At 64.7% G+C, this 18,526-nt stretch carries 16 protein-coding genes and 2 riboswitches; of the genes, 7 read left to right on the forward strand and 9 right to left on the reverse strand.

Translation table 11 applies throughout. From position 1 onward, the window contains the following. Window positions 1–184 precede the first annotated feature (184 nt). From BLQ01_RS13860 to BLQ01_RS13870, 3 genes are read right to left on the reverse strand one after another with little or no spacing between them, the layout of a single operon-like run. Window positions 185–1,246, reverse strand: coding sequence for a PLP-dependent cysteine synthase family protein (locus tag BLQ01_RS13860; RefSeq protein WP_091552355.1), 1,062 nt, complete (start codon window positions 1,244–1,246; stop codon window positions 185–187). Continuing rightward, window positions 1,243–2,865, reverse strand: a complete 1,623-nt coding sequence (locus BLQ01_RS13865; protein ID WP_091552357.1) for an aromatic amino acid ammonia-lyase — start codon at window positions 2,863–2,865, stop codon at window positions 1,243–1,245. The genes BLQ01_RS13860 and BLQ01_RS13865 overlap by 4 nt, the downstream gene beginning before the upstream one ends. Next, window positions 2,865–4,193 (reverse strand): NtaA/DmoA family FMN-dependent monooxygenase, encoded by a 1,329-nt coding sequence (locus BLQ01_RS13870; RefSeq protein WP_091552358.1) that lies wholly within the window; start codon window positions 4,191–4,193, stop codon window positions 2,865–2,867. Before BLQ01_RS13870 ends, BLQ01_RS13865 begins: the two co-directional genes overlap by 1 nt. A gap of 165 nt (window positions 4,194–4,358) precedes the next feature. Then, window positions 4,359–4,471: riboswitch (SAM riboswitch) on the forward strand. Between the two features lie 13 nt (window positions 4,472–4,484). On the opposite strand from BLQ01_RS13870, the gene BLQ01_RS13875 reads away from it, so the two are divergent. From BLQ01_RS13875 to BLQ01_RS13885, 3 genes are read left to right on the forward strand one after another with little or no spacing between them, the layout of a single operon-like run. Further along, window positions 4,485–4,751, forward strand: coding sequence for a DUF1737 domain-containing protein (locus BLQ01_RS13875; RefSeq protein WP_026543351.1), 267 nt, complete (start codon window positions 4,485–4,487; stop codon window positions 4,749–4,751). After that, window positions 4,748–5,158 (forward strand): rhodanese-like domain-containing protein, encoded by a 411-nt coding sequence (locus tag BLQ01_RS13880; RefSeq protein WP_026543350.1) that lies wholly within the window; start codon window positions 4,748–4,750, stop codon window positions 5,156–5,158. The genes BLQ01_RS13875 and BLQ01_RS13880 overlap by 4 nt, the downstream gene beginning before the upstream one ends. Beyond that, a complete protein-coding gene (locus tag BLQ01_RS13885; protein ID WP_026543349.1) occupies window positions 5,159–6,367 on the forward strand; it encodes an O-succinylhomoserine sulfhydrylase in 1,209 nt (402 codons plus the stop codon). A gap of 97 nt (window positions 6,368–6,464) precedes the next feature. Here BLQ01_RS13885 and BLQ01_RS13890 read toward each other — a convergent pair whose 3' ends face one another. Next, window positions 6,465–7,661: a glutamate--cysteine ligase 2 gene (locus BLQ01_RS13890; protein WP_091552360.1), complete on the reverse strand. Its 1,197-nt coding sequence runs from the start codon at window positions 7,659–7,661 to the stop codon at window positions 6,465–6,467. Between the two features lie 46 nt (window positions 7,662–7,707). Beyond that, window positions 7,708–9,231 carry a UDP-N-acetylglucosamine 1-carboxyvinyltransferase gene (locus BLQ01_RS13895; RefSeq protein WP_091552361.1) on the reverse strand — a complete coding sequence of 508 codons (1,524 nt, stop codon included), beginning with the start codon at window positions 9,229–9,231 and terminating at the stop codon, window positions 7,708–7,710. A 209-nt stretch (window positions 9,232–9,440) separates the two neighbouring features. Here BLQ01_RS13895 and BLQ01_RS22155 point away from each other — a divergent pair, with 209 nt between their 5' ends. Both BLQ01_RS22155 and BLQ01_RS13910 read left to right on the forward strand, forming a co-directional pair. After that, on the forward strand, window positions 9,441–10,484 hold the full coding sequence (locus BLQ01_RS22155; RefSeq protein ID WP_139183495.1) for a WXG100 family type VII secretion target: 1,044 nt from the start codon (window positions 9,441–9,443) through the stop codon (window positions 10,482–10,484). A 179-nt stretch (window positions 10,485–10,663) separates the two neighbouring features. Continuing rightward, window positions 10,664–11,014: a hypothetical protein gene (locus tag BLQ01_RS13910; RefSeq protein ID WP_026543346.1), complete on the forward strand. Its 351-nt coding sequence runs from the start codon at window positions 10,664–10,666 to the stop codon at window positions 11,012–11,014. 43 nt (window positions 11,015–11,057) lie between these two features. Here BLQ01_RS13910 and BLQ01_RS13915 read toward each other — a convergent pair whose 3' ends face one another. After that, on the reverse strand, window positions 11,058–11,792 hold the full coding sequence (locus tag BLQ01_RS13915) for a siderophore-interacting protein (protein ID WP_026547842.1): 735 nt from the start codon (window positions 11,790–11,792) through the stop codon (window positions 11,058–11,060). A gap of 101 nt (window positions 11,793–11,893) precedes the next feature. Between BLQ01_RS13915 and BLQ01_RS13920 the strand changes: the two genes are divergently transcribed. Together BLQ01_RS13920 and BLQ01_RS13925 are read left to right on the forward strand one after the other, a co-directional pair. Continuing rightward, window positions 11,894–14,179, forward strand: coding sequence for a penicillin acylase family protein (locus BLQ01_RS13920; RefSeq protein ID WP_091552367.1), 2,286 nt, complete (start codon window positions 11,894–11,896; stop codon window positions 14,177–14,179). A gap of 148 nt (window positions 14,180–14,327) precedes the next feature. Continuing rightward, window positions 14,328–14,930 carry a GNAT family N-acetyltransferase gene (locus BLQ01_RS13925; RefSeq protein WP_091552369.1) on the forward strand — a complete coding sequence of 201 codons (603 nt, stop codon included), beginning with the start codon at window positions 14,328–14,330 and terminating at the stop codon, window positions 14,928–14,930. An 83-nt stretch (window positions 14,931–15,013) separates the two neighbouring features. On the opposite strand, the gene BLQ01_RS13930 is transcribed toward BLQ01_RS13925, so the two are convergent. The 3 genes from BLQ01_RS13930 to BLQ01_RS13940 are packed head-to-tail and all read right to left on the reverse strand — an operon-like array spanning window position 15,014 to window position 18,023. Continuing rightward, window positions 15,014–15,808 (reverse strand): energy-coupling factor transporter transmembrane component T family protein, encoded by a 795-nt coding sequence (locus tag BLQ01_RS13930; RefSeq protein ID WP_091552371.1) that lies wholly within the window; start codon window positions 15,806–15,808, stop codon window positions 15,014–15,016. Then, entirely contained in the window at window positions 15,805–17,403 is a 1,599-nt protein-coding gene (locus BLQ01_RS13935; protein WP_091552372.1) for an ABC transporter ATP-binding protein, read from the reverse strand. The genes BLQ01_RS13930 and BLQ01_RS13935 overlap by 4 nt, the downstream gene beginning before the upstream one ends. Further along, the gene (locus BLQ01_RS13940) at window positions 17,403–18,023 is read right to left on the reverse strand and encodes an ECF transporter S component (RefSeq protein WP_026543340.1); all 621 of its coding nucleotides are present in this window, start codon (window positions 18,021–18,023) and stop codon (window positions 17,403–17,405) included. The genes BLQ01_RS13935 and BLQ01_RS13940 overlap by 1 nt, the downstream gene beginning before the upstream one ends. 76 nt (window positions 18,024–18,099) lie before the next feature. Continuing rightward, a riboswitch (TPP riboswitch) is annotated at window positions 18,100–18,236 on the reverse strand. Between the last annotated feature and the right edge of the window lie 290 nt (window positions 18,237–18,526).

An 18,526-nucleotide genomic window follows, 5' to 3' on the forward strand; every position in this document is an offset into this window, starting at 1 on the left:
AACCCCGGGGGAACTGAGAGAAGGTCCGCCCCAAACCCGGGGATGTGAGAGAAGGTTCGCCCCAAACCCGGGGGATGTGAAAGAAGGTTCGCCCCAAACCCGGGGATGTGAGAGAAGGTCCACCCCAAACCCGGGGGACGTGAAAGAGGGTTCGCCCCAAACCCGGGGGATGTGAAAGAGGGTTCTATTCGAGCGCGGCAGGGGTGTCGGCGGCGAGCCGGATCCCATGCTCGGCCAGCCACGCCGGGTTGAAGGCCTTACTCAGGTAGTTCGTGCCGGCGTCGGGCGCTATGGCCACCACCACCGAACCGTGCGGCGCAGCACGAGCCACCCGGACAGCCGCGGCCACCGCGAGCCCGGAGGACGGGCCAAGCGCCAGGCCTTCTTCGTCGAGAAGCCTGTGGACGGTGGTGTAGACCTCGTCGTTGGGAATGCGCAGGAATCGGTCCACAATGGAGCGGTCGAATGCCTTGGGCCATTCGGGTTCCGGCCAGGAGTTACCCACGCCATCCACCAGGATCTCGCCGGGGTGCCCGCCGCTGTAGGCGGAGCCACAGGGGTCGGCTCCAACAACTTCCAGGTGCCCGCCGGGCCGTGAATCCGCCACCCGTTCCTTCAGGTACCGCCCGTTCCCGCTGATGGTCCCACCGGTCCCTATGCCGGCAACGAAGTGCGTGACCTGGCCGCCCGTCTGCTCCCAGATTTCCGGTCCGGTGGTTTCATAGTGCGCCAAGGGATTGGCGGGGTTGTCGAACTGCATTGGCCGCCAGGCACCGGGTGTCTCTGCAGTGATCCGGGCGGCTACTGCGCGGGCGTTCTCTGGTGATTCGGACGGCGCATTCCAGTCAGTCAGGATCACGCGGGCTCCGTAATTGTGAAGCGCAGCGAGCTTTTCTTCGGAGATCGTATCGCCCGTCACCACCACCACTGGGTGGCCCGTCAGGTGCCCGATCAGTGCCAGGCCGATCCCCGTGTTGCCCGAGGTGCTCTCCACAATGGTGGCTCCCGGCTTTAGTTCCCCGGATTTCTCGGCCGCGCGAACCATGCTGAGGGCGGTGCGGTCTTTGATGGAGCCCCCGGGGTTCTCGGACTCAAGCTTGATGTGGATGGCGCTCCCCAGGCCGCGGCCCAGCGACTCCAACTTCACCAAAGGCGTGTTGCCCACTTTGTCCAGGACAGAGGCGTCCAGCCCGTCCGGGGTAGCCGTTGCCGAGTGGACTCCGTGTTTGCGAATTGTTGTGTTCACCGCAACTCCGCCCCTTCCTCTGTTTCCGGGAGTACTCGGTCCGTCGCGTCCCGCAGTGCAATCCGCGCCCGTTCCACGAGGTCGGGCGCCGCCGGCCTGTCGGCCAGCACATCAGCGAGTCGACCCACGACGACGGCTGTCCCCTTCCCGAGCGCCTGCGCGGCTCCCGCTTCCAGCAGCAGATAGGACGCCGTCAATGCCTCGATTGCCAACAGCTTTTCCAGCACCTCCACCGACTTTTCGAGTTGCTGCAGGGCCAAAGGGGCCAGCGTTGAATGGTCCTCGACGTCGGCAGACAGGGTTGGTGCGCCGAGGGTGGCCGGGGCGGCCAGGAACTTGAGTTCGGCCAACAGCCCGGCCGCGGAGTACCACAGCAGCCCGGGCAGTTCCTCCTGGGCAAGCCCGGCAGCCGGGGCAGACTCCAGTCCGGCCCCGGGTCCAGACCTCGCAGACGGGGCTTGAGTCGATGCTGCCTGCAGGTGCCTGGCCCGGATGGCCCGTTGCGGCGGATACAGCTTGGCGATGCGCCGCTCGCTGGAGATCCCCACGTGTGCCACCGCGACCCGCAGGCCTTCGAACGCAAGGGCCAGTTGCATCGGCTGGAAGTTCCCGCCGGACACCATGAGCCCGGACTCGACATCAACCAACGGATTGTCGCCGCGACCATTCAGCTCTACCTCCAACGCAGCACCCAGCTGCGCCACGAGGGATCGAAACGCCCCGTGCGTCTGCGGTGCGGCCCGGAAGGACAACGCATCCTGCACCGACACCTCGGGACGCACATCTTCCATCCAGCCACCACTGATCAGGTGGCGCACTGCAGCCGCCGAATCACCCTGGCCGTTTACCGCCTTGGCCGCTTGGATGGCCGACGAGAACGGACTGAGGTTCCCGCCGCCGTCGTACCTGGCGATGGTCTCCAGCGAGAGGGAAAGCGCGACGTCGGCCAGGCGGGCCAAATATTGCAACCGCACCAGGGCGAGGGTTCCGACGCCCACGGAGTAGGCGTTGGCGCTGACCAAGGCGAGCGCTTCGCCGGGCGCGAGGACCAGTGGCTGCAGGCCGGCGTCGGCGAGCGCTTTGGCACCGGGGATCAAAGTGCCGTCGGCGTCGAAGGCTTGGCCCTCACCAATGGCAACGGCTGCGACGGCGGCCAGCTGGGTGAGGTCCGAGGAACCCACCGAGCCTTCGCGCGGGATGGCGGGAAGGACTCCACGGTTCAGCATCTCCCCATAGAAAGCGGCTGTCTCCGGGCGCACGCCGGAACCTCCCCGGCTGAACCCGATGAGCCGGGCCAGGATCACAGCGCGGGCAGCGGGACGGTCCAGATAGGAGCCCACGCCGCTGTTGTGATACCTGACGACTTGGATTTGATACGCCAGCAGTGACTTCTCCTCCACAGCGGTATCCCTGCCGGATCCAAGCAAAGTGTTGAGCCCGTAAACCCGCTGTCCGGCGGCCGCCGCATGCTCCAGAACATCCCGTGAGCGGGTCATCAGAGTCAACGCATCTTGATTGAGTTTCACGTGGAACGAGGACTCAGCGGCCGTCAGGGCAACACTCCGCGCGGAAATCGGCGTCATCCCCAGATGAAGGGTGCGGGGCTCAACAGAGGCCATCAAAAGTCCAGGAGGTTCTGCCGGAACCCACCATTGCCGTAACTCTTCCTCAACAGGCCACGGCGCCGCAGTTCGGGAGTGAGTTTATCCAGCACGCCATGGACCGTCACCGGATCCACAAAACCGGAAAAGAGGAACCCGTCGCCGCCCACCTCGGAGCCGGTGGACTCAAGGTAGTCGGCAATCTGGCCCACCGTGCCGATGATCGAATCCCCTGCCCCGCCGCTCCGGGCCTGCAGGATCTCACGCAAAGTGGAACCGGGAGGCGCCGCCTTGGCGAAGTGTTCCAAGGTCCCCTGGTTGCTGTTGGTACTCAGTTCCGGCAGTGGAGCATCGAGGTCGAATTGTTTGAAGTCGATCACCGAAAGATACGAAATGGAGTTGAGCTGGCTGTCGATGTCCCGCTGGGTGAGCTCGCGGCGCTGGGCCCGCAAGTCCTCAGCCTCGGCGGTAGAGCCAACCACGGTGGGCTTCAGGACGAAAAGTACCTTGACGTCGTCGGGGTTCCTGCCTGCCTTGGCGGCCTCGGCACGGATGGAGTCCCGGTAGGCCTTCATACCGTCAACGCCGCGGGCCAAGGCAATGGCTACGTCGGCATGGCCACCTGCGAACGCTTTCCCCCGCGGTGACGCCCCGGCCTGCACCAACACGGGTTCTTCAGGCAAAGGCGCCGTGTTCAGGGGACCGCGTACCTTGAAGAAGTCGCCGTGGTGGTTGATCGGATGCACTTTGCTGTGGTCCGCGAACATGCCGGCTTCCACATCCTCAACCACAGCGCCAGGTTCCCAACTCCGCCAGAGCCGCCTGACGACGTCGACGAATTCCTCCGCCTTTTCATACCGGAGGTCGTGTTCTATCTGCTGGTCCAGCCCGTAGTTCTGCGCGGCGAGGTCGCTGCCGGACGTCACCACGTTCCAGCCCAGCTGCCCTTCCGAGAAGTGTTGCAGCGTGGCCAGGAGCCGGGCAGCTGTGAAGGGCGGATAAAAGGACGCGCTGACCGTCGGGACGATCCCCAGGTGCTCGGTGGCGGACAGAAGATACGGGACCAGCGCCAGGGGATCATGCTTGGGTGCGAAGGAGGCATGAGCCAGGGAGACCTCCGCCGATCCGCCGTACGTGTCCGGCACGGTGAGGGAATCCTCAATGATGAAGAGGTCCAAACCGGATTGTTCGAACGCCCGGACGGCCTCTTGGTACAGGGCGGGTTTCTTCCAGTCGTAGCCCAGGCCGTAGCCCGGCGTCCCCCACCCCTGGACACCGAATCCGTGGCCTACAAACCATCCAAAGTGCAGCATGGGCTTGAGTGTAGAACTGCTCTGTCCGTTCACCGCGACCTGATTTCATGCGAAGTTACAGGGGGTCGTACTGGGTCAATTATGCTCCCGGGACGTCACATTTGGTGAGGTCCCGGGAGGCCTCCGATTACGCAACATGACGACCGGAGAACAGCACGCAAGTGCGGCCCAAGGCCGGTCGATGTTACGTTTTTCTTGAGTAATGAGTACCAGCGCAAAGCCCTGACTTGCTGGTCGGCAACCCTCTCTCCGGCGGGGTGCCTCAGGTGACTACTCGGCGTATCGACAAATTCGAACTGCAAGCGTGACTGAGGAGCACCAGCAATGCCTGAACCCACTGAAGAAAAACTCTCCTACCGCCTGATTACAGGCCCGGACAACCGTGAATTTTGTGAGCGTATCCATAGCGCACTCGCCGAGGGCTATGTGCTCCATGGCAGCCCGGCAGCAACGTTCAACGGCACCACCGTCATTGTTGCCCAAGCAATTGTCCTTCCCGCCGCGATCGCCAACGCTGACGCAGCCGTGGCCAACGCAGTGGACCAGCTTGAGAACTACGACGACGAAGAAGCATTCGAGGGCCACGCATGAGCTACGCAGGTGACCTGACCCCACAGGACGCGTGGGCCAAGCTTGAACAAGGCGCCATCCTGGTGGATGTCCGCACCGAGGGCGAATGGGCCCACATCGGCATCCCGGACACCAAAGCCACGGAGAACGATCCCCTCTTCATCCAGTGGAACCTCGCCGGCGGCATCCCTAATTCCCGCTTCATCGAGGACCTGCAGCAGCAGGCACCCGAGGACGAAGCCGTGGAGCTCGTCTTCATCTGCCGCTCCGGCCAGCGCTCCATCTCCGCTGCGATCGCCGCGACGCAAGCCGGCTTCACTGCCTACAACGTCCTTGAAGGCTTTGAAGGCGAACCGGACCGCTACGGCGAGCGCACCGTAAACGGCTGGAAAAACCGCGGCCTGCCGACGAACCTGGGGACCGAGTAAGTGACATTCAATCCCGACGCCGCCGGCTGGAGCCCTGACACCCAGGCCGTTCGCGGTGGTCTTGACCGCACCAATTTCCAGGAAACGTCCGAGCCGGTTTTCCTGAACTCCGGCTTTGTCTATGAGTCAGCCGCTGCGGCCGAACGTGCCTTCACCGGCGAGGACGAACGCTTCGTCTACTCCCGCTACGGCAACCCGTCCGTGGCCACCTTCCAGGAGCGGCTGCGGCTGCTCGAAGGAACCGAGGCATGCTTTGCGACGGCGTCCGGCATGTCCGCGGTGTTCACCGCCTTGGGTGCCTTGCTGGCTGCCGGCGACCGCGTGGTGGCCGCCCGTTCCTTGTTCGGTTCCTGCTTTGTGATCCTCAATGAGATCCTGCCCCGTTGGGGCGTGGAGACGGTATTCGTGGATGGCCCGGATCTGGACCAATGGCGTGAAGCCCTCTCGGAGCCGACCACCGCCGTCTTCTTCGAGTCGCCGTCCAACCCCATGCAGGAAATCGTGGACATCGCGGCCGTCAGCGAACTGGCGCATGCCGCCGGGGCGACCGTCGTCGTCGACAATGTCTTCGCCACTCCCCTGCTGCAGCGCTGCGGTGAGCTGGGCGCGGACGTGATTGTGTACTCCGGGACCAAGCACATCGACGGCCAGGGCCGTGTTCTGGGCGGCGCGATCCTGGGGACCAAGGAGTTCATCGACGGCCCGGTCAAGCAGCTAATGCGGCACACCGGCCCGTCGCTGTCCGCGTTCAATGCCTGGGTGCTGACCAAGGGTTTGGAGACCATCGGCCTGCGGGTAAACCACAGCTCGGCATCGGCTTTGAAGATCGCAGAGTGGCTTGAGCAGCAACCCGCCATCAGCTGGGTCAAATACCCGCTGCTGAAGTCCCACCCGCAGTACGAGCTTGCCGCGAAACAGATGAAGGCCGGCGGTACGGTGCTGACGTTCGAGTTGTCGCCTTCGGCCGGACGCTCAGCCAAGGAGGCTGCGTTCGCCTTGCTCGATGGGCTGCGCGTGGTGGACATTTCCAACAACCTCGGTGACTCCAAGTCACTCATCACCCACCCGGCCACCACCACCCACCGGGCCATGGGACCGGAGGGCCGGGCCGCGATCGGCCTCAGCGACGGCGTGGTCCGTTTGTCGGTCGGCCTGGAAGACGTGGACGACCTCATCCTGGACCTGGAGAAGGCCCTCAAGCAGGTCTGATCCTGCAGCCGGGGAAGCATCCTTCCCACCGTGCCGGAGCAGTCAACGCTGCCGGCACGGTGGCGAAGTCCACGGAAGACCGGGGAAACCTGCGGACCTAGGGCCGCCTGACCCTGGCCAGCGTCGGCGCGGGCTCCTTGTGCGCGTCGGCAGAGGTTCCGCGGACCGTCACCTTCGCTGCATGCCCGACGACGGCGGCCAAGGCTTCCGCGGTAGGCGGACTACCCGCCTGGCTCTGACCGCCGTGCCTCCTGTTGGTAAAGCGCACCGCCGCTTCCCGCTGCTCGTGGGCGCCATTGCCTCGATCCAGCAACTCCTGGATGCCGGCCTTGACCAGTTCCAATTCGCCCTGGTCATCCAGGACCGGGCTCACATAATCCACCAACGCCCACACCACTTCCGCTGCCGGACGTGGCCGGAAATCACCGAAATCCAGGAGATCTCCGCGCAGCCCGGCATTGCTGGCCTGCCAACTTGCCATCCGCAGGAGTGCCGTGGGCACCGGGGTGGGCTCAACGCCGTCGAGCATTTCCAGGGAAGCCGTCTCCACCAATGCCCGCACCAGCACCGCAATCAAGGCCGCGTCCTCGGCGCGGAGGCAGACGTCGGCTACCCGGACCTCCACGGTGGGATGGTTGCGGGAGATGCGGGCATCGAAGTAGATCATGCCTTCATCCAGGATCACGCCCGTATCCAGCAGCCGCTTCACAAGGCGTCGATACGCGGTAAGGGAGCCGAAAAGAGCGGAGGGTCCAGAGGTGGGCCAACGGTTCCATGCCTGCGTGCGATAGCTGTCGAACCCCGTGGGGAGTCCCCGCCAGTAGGGCGAGTTGGCGGAGAGCGCCGTGAGCACCGCGAGTTTGTCGCGGATGTGGTCCAGTACCACCACGCCCTCCTCCGGCGACTCCACGGAGGTGTGGACGTGGAATCCGCACGTCAATTGCTCAGTGGCGGTAATACCAAAGCGGTCCAGCATGGCGGCATACCGGGGATCCGGGGTGGTGTGGGTGTTCGAATCCAGTGGAGAAGTAGCGATCGCAGCAACCTGTGCGCCGTGCCGGCGGGCCGCCTCATTGGCCATGACCCTGCCACGGCGGATCTGGTGCCGGAGTTCGGCGTAGCTGTGGCAGGGCCGGGTTTGGGTCTCGATCTGCTCGAGCTTGAGCTCGGGACTGAGCCCGGTCGCAGTGGCAGGCTGGTCGTGGGTGGCCAGCAGCGCATCGGCCAAGGCCAAGGGTTCGCCCGTCACAGGATGGACGATGAGCAGCTCTTCCTCAACCCCGAACGTCCGCATGCTCCATTCTGCGTCAGGCGGCCTGCGGAGGACAGTGGCGTGGAGCCTAGTCCTGGAAGTACTCGATCTTGGCGCCGATGGTGTTCAACCGCTCTGCCAGATCCTCGTAGCCGCGCTCGATCACGTAGATGTTGCGGAGCTCGGACGTGCCACGGGCAGCAAGCATTGCCAGGAGCAAGCACGCGGCAGGACGCAGGGCCGGCGGGCAGCCGATCTCCGCGGCACGCCACTTGGTGGGTCCATTGACGTAGATCCGGTGCGGGTCAAGCAACTGCACCTGGGCGCCCAGCTTATTGAGCTCCGTCAGGTAGATCGCACGGTTTTCGTAGACCCAGTCGTGGATCATGGTCTGGCCTTCGGCGTTGCCTGCGATGACTGCGAAGAACGGCAGGTTGTCGATGTTCAGGCCGGGGAACGGCATGGGGTGGATCTTGTCCTGGGGAGCGCGGAGCTCGGATGGCTTGGTAGTCACGTCCACCAGGCGGGTCCGGCCGTTGCGTGCCATGTACTCCCCGGAGATTTCGAGGTTCTGGCCCATCTGCTCCAAGGTGGCGAGCTCGATTTCCATGAACTCGATGGGGACACGGCGGATGGTGACCTCGGAGTTGGTGACAATCCCGGCGGTGATCAGGCTCATTGCCTCGATGGGGTCTTCGGAGGGGAAGTACTCGATTTCCACATCGATGGCGGAACGGCCGGTGATCTTCAGCGTGGTGGTTCCCACACCCTGGATCTCCACGCCGAGTCCCTGCAAGTAGAAGCAGAGGTCCTGGACCATGTAATTGGGGCTCGCGTTCCGGATGACCGTGGTGCCCTCGCGGTGTGCGGCGGCCATGATGGCGTTCTCGGTCACGGTGTCGCCACGTTCGGTGAGGACGAAGGAACGGTCGTGTCCATCAGCGGGCGGCGCAGTCACGGAATAGAACCCGGACTTCGCTTCGACGTCGAGCCCGAACTGGCGCAGCGCCTGCATGTGCGGCTCCACTGTGCGGGTTCCGAGGTCGCAGCCACCGGCGTAGGGGAGCAGGTATTCGCTGGTCTCGTCCAAGAGCGGACCAAGCAGCATGATGACGCTGCGGGTACGGCGGGCAGCGTCCACATCCATGGAACCCAGGTCCAGGACGTCGGGCCTGCGGATGCGGAGGTCGCTTCCGTTGAGCCACGTGCATTCGACGCCGATGGACATCAGGACTTCAACAATCCTGTTGACTTCCTCGATCCGGGCCAAACGGCGCAACGTGGTGGTGCCGCGGTTGATCAGGCTGGCGCACAGAAGGGCCACGCCTGCATTCTTGCTGCTGTTGACATCCACTTCTCCGGAAAGGGTCCTGCCGCCCTCAACCCGGAGGTGGGTCATCTGGGGCTTGCCCACTTTGACGATTGATCGGCCGAAGATGGCCTCGAGCCGCTCGATCATCCGAAGGCTGAGATTCTGTTTGCCTTGCTCCATCCGGGCGATTGCGCTCTGGCTGGTTCCAAGCTCGGTAGCCAACTGCCCCTGCGTCCACCCTTTTTCGCCGCGGGCGTTACGGAGCAGAAGGCCTACGTGTTCAGCGGTAGGTTGCGTCATATCCAAGAAATATCACAGGTGAGCTAGAACTGGAGCATAAAACGCCGTTTGAGCGGCAAACGTCACACCGTACCCGGATTGTGAGATAAAGGCTCGACGGCGGCCGCTCACTTCCGGCTAACGCTTTCCACCCGTCGTGGCTGGGCAGAGGTCCCCATTGCGATTCGCGCGACAATACCAAAGCATGGAGGCAAAGCTCAGGGGGAAACATGCCTTTCTACGGCGCCGACGTCGACCAACTCAAAGCACTCTCAAAGGCCCTGTCCAACGGTGCCACACTGTTGACCAGCCGGGCCAGGGAGCTCGACTCGTTGATCGGGCAGGGAATGACCGGCCATGGCGGCGGGTGGCAGGGCCAGGACGCCAAGCGTTTTGCCGCGGATTGGCAAGGCCGGCTGAAGCCGCTGCTGGAACGGACAACGCGTGGCCTGGAGGAAGCGTCACGGTCCGTCCTGACCAACGCGGACCAGCAATCCTCCGCTTCCACTGAAGGCGCCGGCAGCAACGGTTCCGGGAGCGGTTCAGGGAGCGCCGGGGACGCCGGCAGCTCAGGGGCCGCCGGCAGCTCAGGAGGCACCGGCAGCACCGGCAGCTCCGGCAGTTCCGGGGGTGACGCCAGCACCAAGACCGCGTCCAACCCGGACCAGCCCACACCGCAGGAAATCCTGGACAAGTACCAGGTCAGCGATGCCAAGGTCACCAAGTGGCCCGGGGACTGGGATCCCCTGCGTTTCATCGTCGACCAAAGGGAAGTCACCGAGAAGGAAGCTGAGCTCCTCAACGGCTTGGGCCCTTTTGAGATGAACGCTTTCAAGGACATCCACGATGACGCGTTCAGCACCGCTGATGACCGCTTTCCCAGCGCAGACCGCAACGATGACCAGAATGACGCCTTCCGCCACGCCTATTGGAACGCCCTCATGGTCAAGGAGTTCGGCGCCGACTGGGCGGAGGATTACGCGACGGCCCACGAGCAGCTCCCTGGAAACCCTGCGCCCCGTGAAGCCATGGATCTGTACAACAATGAGGTGGGCCGCAATGTGGCCATCGCCAACCCGGATGCCAGTGCTGAGGAGCTTGCGGATTTGATTGAGGAAGCCGTGAACAACGGCGACACCGTGGTGGTGGGACAGGACCTGCTGCCCCACCCGTCCAACGAGGTCCCCATGGACCAGACCGGCGATGCCAACAATGCCGAACCCGCCCCGGGCGAGGATCCGGAGTTCAACGACGAGTCCCGGACCACCTCGTGAGGACCCAGCCCGCAACACAGGCACGACACCGGCCACGGACTTCAGCAGGCCGCACCCCCGCCGCGGGCCGCGCCACCCCCACACGCCGCGCCACCCTCGCAACCCGCGCCACGCTCGCAAGCCTGCTCACCCTCGTCCTGGCCTGCGCCCTGGCCGCCTGTTCACTAGGAGGATCCGTTATGCCCGAATCGAATGAGAAGCTCAACAACCAGGTCCTCGAATCCGCCAAGAACGGGACGGCCCTGAAATTGGCTGACGCCACGGACTTCGAGTGGGACCAGGCCGGATTCGTGACCGAAGGGACGCCGGCCAAGGACATCGAAGCGGCCTTCGGCGAACCCCTGACCAAGGAGAACCGCTACACGGCATCCCCGGCGCTGTTCGTCTTCATGAAGGACGGAAAGGTTGCCAAGGCAATCCGGATAGTTCCTGATGCCTTTTTCGGCGATGACGCGAAGAAGAAGTACGGGCGGGACGTGGTCCTCACGCCGCCGGAGGGGAAAAAGGGCTTCCTGAACTGGCGCGAGTAACGCTGCGATACGGCAGAAGCGCCGCGGCGCCTGGACGTGATTCCTAGACGCGCCAGTACCCCAAAGCGTCGATCCGGTGCTTGTCCACGCCCAGCGTCTTGCGCAGGTGCTTCACGATTGCCCGGGTGCTGGAGGCTTCACAGGCGATCCAGAAGAAGTCCTCCTCCACGGACACAGTCCCGGCCGTGAGCGCATCGCAGACTTCCTCCACCAAGGCGGCGCCGTCACGTTTGCGCGGAACCCAGGTGACGACGTCGGACTCTGACGTCCGCACCTGAAGCGAGGGGTCGGCGTCGTGCTGGTATTCAAGCCAGGCGGTGACGGGAGCCGCGCCCGCGGCGGTAAGGTTCCGTTCGTCCAGCAAGGAGTTGATGGCCGGGATGGAGGCGGGATCGCCCACCACCCAGATCCGGCGCGGGACCGGCTGCGGGAACGTGAAGGAACTGCCCTGGACCGTGGCATCGATGGTGTCGCCGGGCTGGACAGAACGGGCCCAGTCAGCGGCAACCCCGTTGTGCAGTGCGAAGTCCATGCTGAACGTGCCGTCAGCAGGGGAAGCGTTGACCAGCGTGTAGGCGCGCTGGTGGGCCTTGCCGGCGTCGTCGAACCACAGCCGGATCCACATGGTGGGATGCAATCCGCTTCGCTCCAGCAACCCGCCGTCCCGAACGTGCACGCGGAGGAAGTCCGGGGTTATTTCGTCCTTCCCGGTGACCTCCAAGGTGAAGTCCTTGGCGCCCATGACTTTGAGGACGACGCCTTCCCAATTGCGCTTCAAGCAACACTCCTTCACGAATGTCCACGATTTGTGAACGGGGCCAAAGCCATTTATCTTGAACTTAAGTAAGCCTAACCTAAGCTCGAAAGCGGCCAGAGATTATGACGCCTGCCTTGACGCACCCTTCCGCCCCGGCAGGCGGCCCCGGCACCTACCGCGACCGGTGGGGAATCCCGCATTTGTGGGCTGATTCGGCCGACGAACTCGCCTTCCTCCAAGGCAACAACGCCGCTGCCGACCGATCGTGGCAGATCGAGCTGGAACGGTGGCGCTCAGAAGGCCGCACCGCCGAAGTCCTGGGAGCCGACGCCGTGGTCTGGGACCGGTTCGCCCGCCAAGCCAGGCTCGATGACACAGCCCGCCGCTGCTTTGGGAACCTCGACACCCGGACCCAGCGCTGGTGCGGACAGTACGTAGCCGGCATCAACCAGGCGCTGGCCGACGGGCTGCGCAACGGCCCGGAATTCGCTGCGTCCGGCAGCGCGCCGGAGCCCTGGAATCCGTGGACCCCGCTGGGTGTCTTCCTGGTACACCACGTACTTTTTTCCACGTTCCCCAACAAACTGTTCAGGGCCCACGTGGCCCGGACTCTGGGCGATGACGCCGTTGGCTTGTTCAGCATCGAAGCTCCCGTCTGGTCCGGCAGCAACGCCTGGGCTGCACACGGCTCGACAACGGCGACCGGCCTCCCGCTGATCGCCGGCGACCCGCACCGCCTCATGGAACTTCCCGGCGTGTACCAGCAAATACGGCTCGCCTGCCCGGACTTCGACGCGATCGGCTTCGCCTTCCCAGGTGTCCCCGGCCTCCCCCATTTCGCCCACACCGGGCACACGGCCTGGGCCATCACCAATTCCATGGCCGATTACCAGGACCTTTTCGAGGAAGAACTGCGCCGGGTCACGGACGCCGGCGGGGACCGCATCGAGGCGCGGGGAGCGGACGGTTGGGAAACCGCCGTCGTGAGTCTCGAAACCATCACCGTGCGCGACAGTGAGCCGGTCACCGTTGAGGTCATTGAGACCGCGCGGGGTTCGGTGATCTCCGAAGCGCCCGACGGCGACGCCCTGAGTTTGCGCTTTCCGGCCCGCGTTGAAGGGCGGCTGGGTTTCGAGGCCCTCCTTCCTTTGCTGGAGAGCCGCAGCGTCGCTGAGGTGGAAGCAGCTTTCGATGCCTGGGTTGAGCCCGTCAACAGCGTGATCGCCGCGGACACGTCCGGAGCCGTCCGGCACTTTGTTGCAGGGCTTGTCCCACAGCGCAATCCGGCAAACCGTCGCCTTCCGGCTCCGGCCTTCTCGCCCCGTCACCAGTGGGAGCAGCAGTACGTCGTCCTGCCCCGCACCGACGTGGAGCAGTTTGCCGTGAGCGCGAATGACCGTGCGGCCGGAGGGGGCGACGCCGTGGCCATGGAGTTCGCCCCTGTGCATCGGGCCGTGCGTATCCGTGAACTGCTCGAGTCGGCGTCGGCGTCGGGGCCGTTGTCCGTGGGTGACATGCAAGCCATCCACACGGACACCCTGCTGGGACCTTGGCCGCTGTTCCGTTCCTTGCTCTCCGGATTGACTGCGGATGAAGCGTCCGGGGATGGTTCGTCCGGGGAGGGTTCGTCCGGGGAGGGCGGTTTGTCCACGGCGGATGGTTCATCCGGGGATGGTTCGTCCACGGCGGATGGTTCGTCCGGGGAGGACGATTTGTCCACGGCGGATGGTTCGTCCAGGGAGGACGAATTGTCCGGGGAAGTCGGTTTGTCCCCCGACGCGGGGGTCCTCCGTTCGCTGTTGCTGGACTGGGACGGCCGCATGGACGCCGGGAGCCGGCATGCCTCGGTGTTTGCGGCCTGGCGGGGGCAGTTGGTCCGGCGGCTGGCAGGGCATTCCGCGCTGGCACCCTTGGACGCGCCTACTGGCTACTCGTCGTTGTTCGGCCCGTGGCTTTCAGTGGCGTCCCGCATCGGCTTCGCCCTGGAAACCCTGCTGGTTCGTGGTTCCGAACTTGGCATCGACGTCCCGGCGGAAGCTGCTGCAGCCCTTGAAGACGTCGCGGTAGAGGAGCCCCGGGTGCTCTCCTGGGGCGACCGCCACACTCTGTTGGCCGTTCATGTCCTTCCCGGTCCCCTCGCATCAGCGGCACCCACGGCCAGGCTGGCAGGAGATACGGGCTGCGTACTCTGCACCGAGAGCCTGCCCGGTGTTGATGACCGAAGCTTCCGTGGACCTGTGGCCCGCTACGTGTGGGATTTGTCCGAGCGGCGCAACAGCCGTTGGATCGTCCCATTCGGAGCCTCCGGCACGCCTGACCACGAGCACTTTGCCGACCAGCTCCCGCTCTGGGCTGCCGGGGAAGTGGCCCCGGTAGTCACCGACTGGCATGAACTCATCAAAGACTGACCCAGCCCGCGTTACTCCCGCATCAGCACCGCACCAGCCCGCGCTACTCCCACACCACCACCGCACCAGCCCGCGTTACTCCCACACCACCACCGCACCAGCACCTCGCCTGCACCGCACCAGCCACGCATCAGCCCCGAAGGAAGCCATGACCACCACCACCACCCAGGACTTCTCCGTCCGCACCACCACCTACTCCGAGGACCTCGAAGGATGGGGCGCGCTGCGCATCGTCCCGCTGATCCCCGCCGAGGACATCGATCTCATCTTTGAGTGGGTCACGCAGCCTCGGGCAAAGTTCTGGGGAATGACGGAAAATACCCGTGAAGAAGTCCAGGGGATTTATGAGTTCCTTGATTCTTTGGACACCCACCACGCTTTCCTGGCCATCCTTGATGGCGAGCCCTTGGCACTCTTCCAGACCTACGAGCCCTTGCACGACCCCGTAGGCGAGGCCTACCCCGCCCGGGAGGCCGACATCGGCATGCACCTGCTCCTGGCCCCGGCCACACGGCCCATCCCGCACTTCACGCCGAAGCTCGGAACAGCCCTCATCAAGTACATGTTCTCCCTGCCGGGCAAGGACCGGATTGTGGTGGAACCGGACTCACGCAACGCCAAAGCCCTGCGTCGTTTGGAAGCGACCTGCTTTGAGCTGGGGCCGATCATTCAGCTTGCGGAGAAGGAAGCCCAGTTGGGTTTCCTTACCCGTTCAGGATTCGACGAGATCCAGGACCAACAGGCACTGTAGGCGTGGCCCAAAAAGCGAAGTGCCGCCGGCTCCCAAAAAGCCGGCGGCACGCTTGGTGCCCGGAGCCCCAGTGCATGAAAGCACTAGCGCCAGACGAAGCTCCACGTTCCCGCACCAACAGCTGCCAGCACGGCGCCGGCTGCGATCACCAAGCCACCCAGGAGCACCCAGACGTCGAGCAACGAGTAAGTGGATTCGCGCGCCCACGTCCGCTGTCCGCCACCGAAACCGCGCGCTTCCATAGTCACCGCCAGCCGGGATGCCCGGCGAACAGCCTGGACCAATAAACCGAAGCTCTGGCCCAGCGTTGCCTTCAGCCGCTGGAACGGGCTGCCCTGGGAACCGACTCCGCGGGCGCGGCGGGCCATTCCGATGGTTTGCCACTCCTCGGCCATCAACCCCACCAGCCTCATCGCGGCCAAGGATCCCAGGACAAAGCGGTGCGGCAACTTTGCCTTCTGCGCCAGCGCATCGGCCAGGTCAGTAGGGTCGGTGCAGGTCATCAACAAGATGGCGGGCAAGGCGATCGCCAAACCGCGCAACATGAAACCCAGCCCCAGTTCAAGGGAACCTTCGCTGATGGACCAGAGTCCGACGTCGAGCAGTACAGCGCCGCTGTCCGCCGCCACAATCGCCGTGCTCCAGCCGCCGATGGCCGCCGCGATGATCAGGGGCCACGCCCGTTGCCAGAGCAGCCTGAGGGTGAGCCCGGCAAGCGGAAACACGGCAAGTTCCGCAACCAGCGCTGCGGACGCCGAGACCCAGTCGATGGAAAGGGCCAACACCAGCGAAATCAGGAAAACGGACACGAACTTGGCCAAGGGGTTTGCACGCGTGAGGAGGGCATGATTCCCGCGCAGATTCAGGGCATCCCTCATGCTGCACCCGCCTCCTGATGCGTGGATTCGCCTTGTTGGCTCGTGCCCAGGCGCAATTCGGTTCCACCCAGCACGGCGCTGAACTCTTGGTCGTGTGTCACCGAGACAACCGCGGTTCCGGCATCCAGCAGCTCAGAAAGGAACGAGGCCAGCTCGGCCCATGTATTGGCGTCCTGGCCAAAGGTGGGCTCGTCGAGCACCAGGACTTTGGGATGCGCGGCCAGCACGGTGGCCACCGAAAGCCGTCGCTTCTCGCCTCCGGACAGTGTGTACGGGTTGGCGTCCACGAGATGGGTGAGACGCAACCGCTCCAGCAACTCATCCACGCGTTCCTCACCGTGGCCCAGATGCCTTGGACCAAACATGAGCTCGTCCAGGACCTTGCCCGTGACAAACTGGTGCTCCGGTTCCTGGAACACCGTTCCGATGCGTGAAATCAGCTGGTCCGCTTTCCACTTGAACGGATCAATTCCAGCTCCCTCGGAAAGCTCGACGGTGGCACTCACAGTGCCGTCCACCGGCGCCAAAAGGCCGGCCAACGTGAGCGCGAACGTGGACTTGCCGGCCCCGTTCGGGCCGGTGATGGTCAACGCCTGGCCAGCCCGGACCTGTGCGGTGATCCCTGTCTGCACCGGCACAGGCGGGATGGTCCTGAAACCCTTGCGCCGGGCTTTTTCCCTGGAAACTGAAAGGTCCTGTGCTGCCAGGAGCAGTTGTGCGGTTTCGGGCTGGTTGTGCCGCGTCCGGGTTGCCGGAACGTACCCCGGCACCCATACGCCGGCCGCCATCAGCATGGTGCGGGCCTCGGACAGGACCTGATCCGGGGGTCCGTCCAGGAGCACCCCGGCTGTGGCTGTTGCTGTTGCCGAGCCACGGATTGCCGCAGCAGCCGCGCCCGACCCTGGTGCCAGCACAACGATCCGGTCCACCAGGTCCTTCCACACGGACACGCGGTGTTCCACCACAACCATGGTGGCTCCGGTCTTGTCCAGGCAGCGCTTGACCGCGTCGCGGACCTCCAGCACCCCTGCCGGGTCCAGGTTGGCCGTGGGCTCGTCCAAAAGGATCAAACCGGGCCGCATCGCCAAAATCCCTGCCAGCGCAAGGCGCTGCTTCTGGCCACCGGAGAGCGCCGCCGTCGGGTGGTCCAACGCCAAGCCGCCGCCGGCAGCGGTTCGCAACCCCACGTCGTCGAGCGCTTCATGGACACGGGACCAGATCTCCTCGCGCGGAACGGCAAGGTTTTCTGCGCCGAAGGCCACGTCATCGCCAACGCGGGAGAGAACCACCTGCGTTTCCGGGTCCTGCTGCATCAATCCGGCGCGGCCACGCTGCCCGCGGGGCGCAACGCCGTCGATCAGCAGCGAGCCGGTTTCATCCGAGTCGTCTTCCTCGTCGCCCAGGACCCCAGCAAGGGCATGCAATAGCGTCGATTTACCGGCGCCCGAGGGCCCCAGCAACAGGACCCGCTCCCCCGGCTCGATACGAAGATCCAGGCCCTCAATGGCGGGGGCGGCCCTGCCGGCATGCCGCCAGCCCCAGCCCTCGGCGGAGATAGCGGCCGGCCTCACTGCGCCGCTGTTGGTGGCGCGCATCAGTTGAAGACTGGCTCCGAAGCGGCCTTGCGCGACGCGAAGGAGCTCAGGACGCCGGTCTTTGCCAAGCCGCGGGTGGCGATCCAGGACAGTCCGCCTGCGATCACAGCGCCGGAGATCGTGGTGAACGTGATGTAGGTGAGCTTGTCGATGGCTTCGTAGGCGATGTTCCAGCCCCACGGGAGGAAGGAGTCGTTCAGGCCGCAGAAGAGCCCGGCACCGGCACCGGCGAGGAGGGACGTAGGCAGGTTGAACTTCTTGTAGCGGAAGGCCGCGAAGATGAGCTCGGCGCCCAGGCCCTGCAGGATGCCGGAGATCAACACCGTGGTGCCGTACTGCGAACCCATGATGAGTTCGCCTGTGGCAGCGATGGCCTCGCAGAACAACGCGGCGCCAGGCTTGCGGATGATCAGCATGCCGAGCACTGCGGGGATCATCCAACCGCCGGCGATCAGGCCGGTGAGCGGCGGGTACGTTGCGTTCAGGGGGATGGATACCAGTGCAGCGCCCTGGGACCATGCCCAGAAAATCACGCCGCCCGCGATGGCGATCAAAGCCGCCACAACAATGTCTACAACACGCCAGTTATAACTGGTCTTCTTCACGTTTACCGTGGTCATTTTCTGCCTCCTGAGGTTACAGGAGGGGAAAGTGCTCCCCGGATTTACAACCGGCCTGCGCCGCCTGGATCCGGACACTCTGAGAAGCTCGACTCCCTTGCGCCGGTACTAACCGGATCAGGTTCGAGGGTCTGCGGCTGTCCGCACTCTCAGCGCCCTCGCGTCTCCCGCATCTCTGCAGGCTCCGACGGCGGCGCTCCCCTGTCGTTATCAAATCTGCCCTGATGGGCGGGTTCAGTTTACACCTGTGGGTGTCGCGGGCGCTGATGTGTTGCCGGCATGCGGTCACAATCGGGCTGGCTGGGTCGGGCGGGGGCGGGGGCTGGGCGTGTTGGCGCGGGCGTGTGCGGGTTGGCGCCGGCGTGTGCGTTGCGAGGCCCGCTCTACACCGATCCCCAGCGCCAAACCCCGCACAACAGGCCCAACAACAAAACCCACCCGCGTTGCCAGGCCCGCTCCACACCCATCCCCCACCCCAAACCCTGCACAACAGGCCCCACAAC

It is taken from the genome of Arthrobacter sp. UNCCL28 (genome assembly GCF_900102805.1).
In the GTDB taxonomy this organism is placed as follows: domain Bacteria; phylum Actinomycetota; class Actinomycetes; order Actinomycetales; family Micrococcaceae; genus Arthrobacter; species Arthrobacter nicotinovorans_A.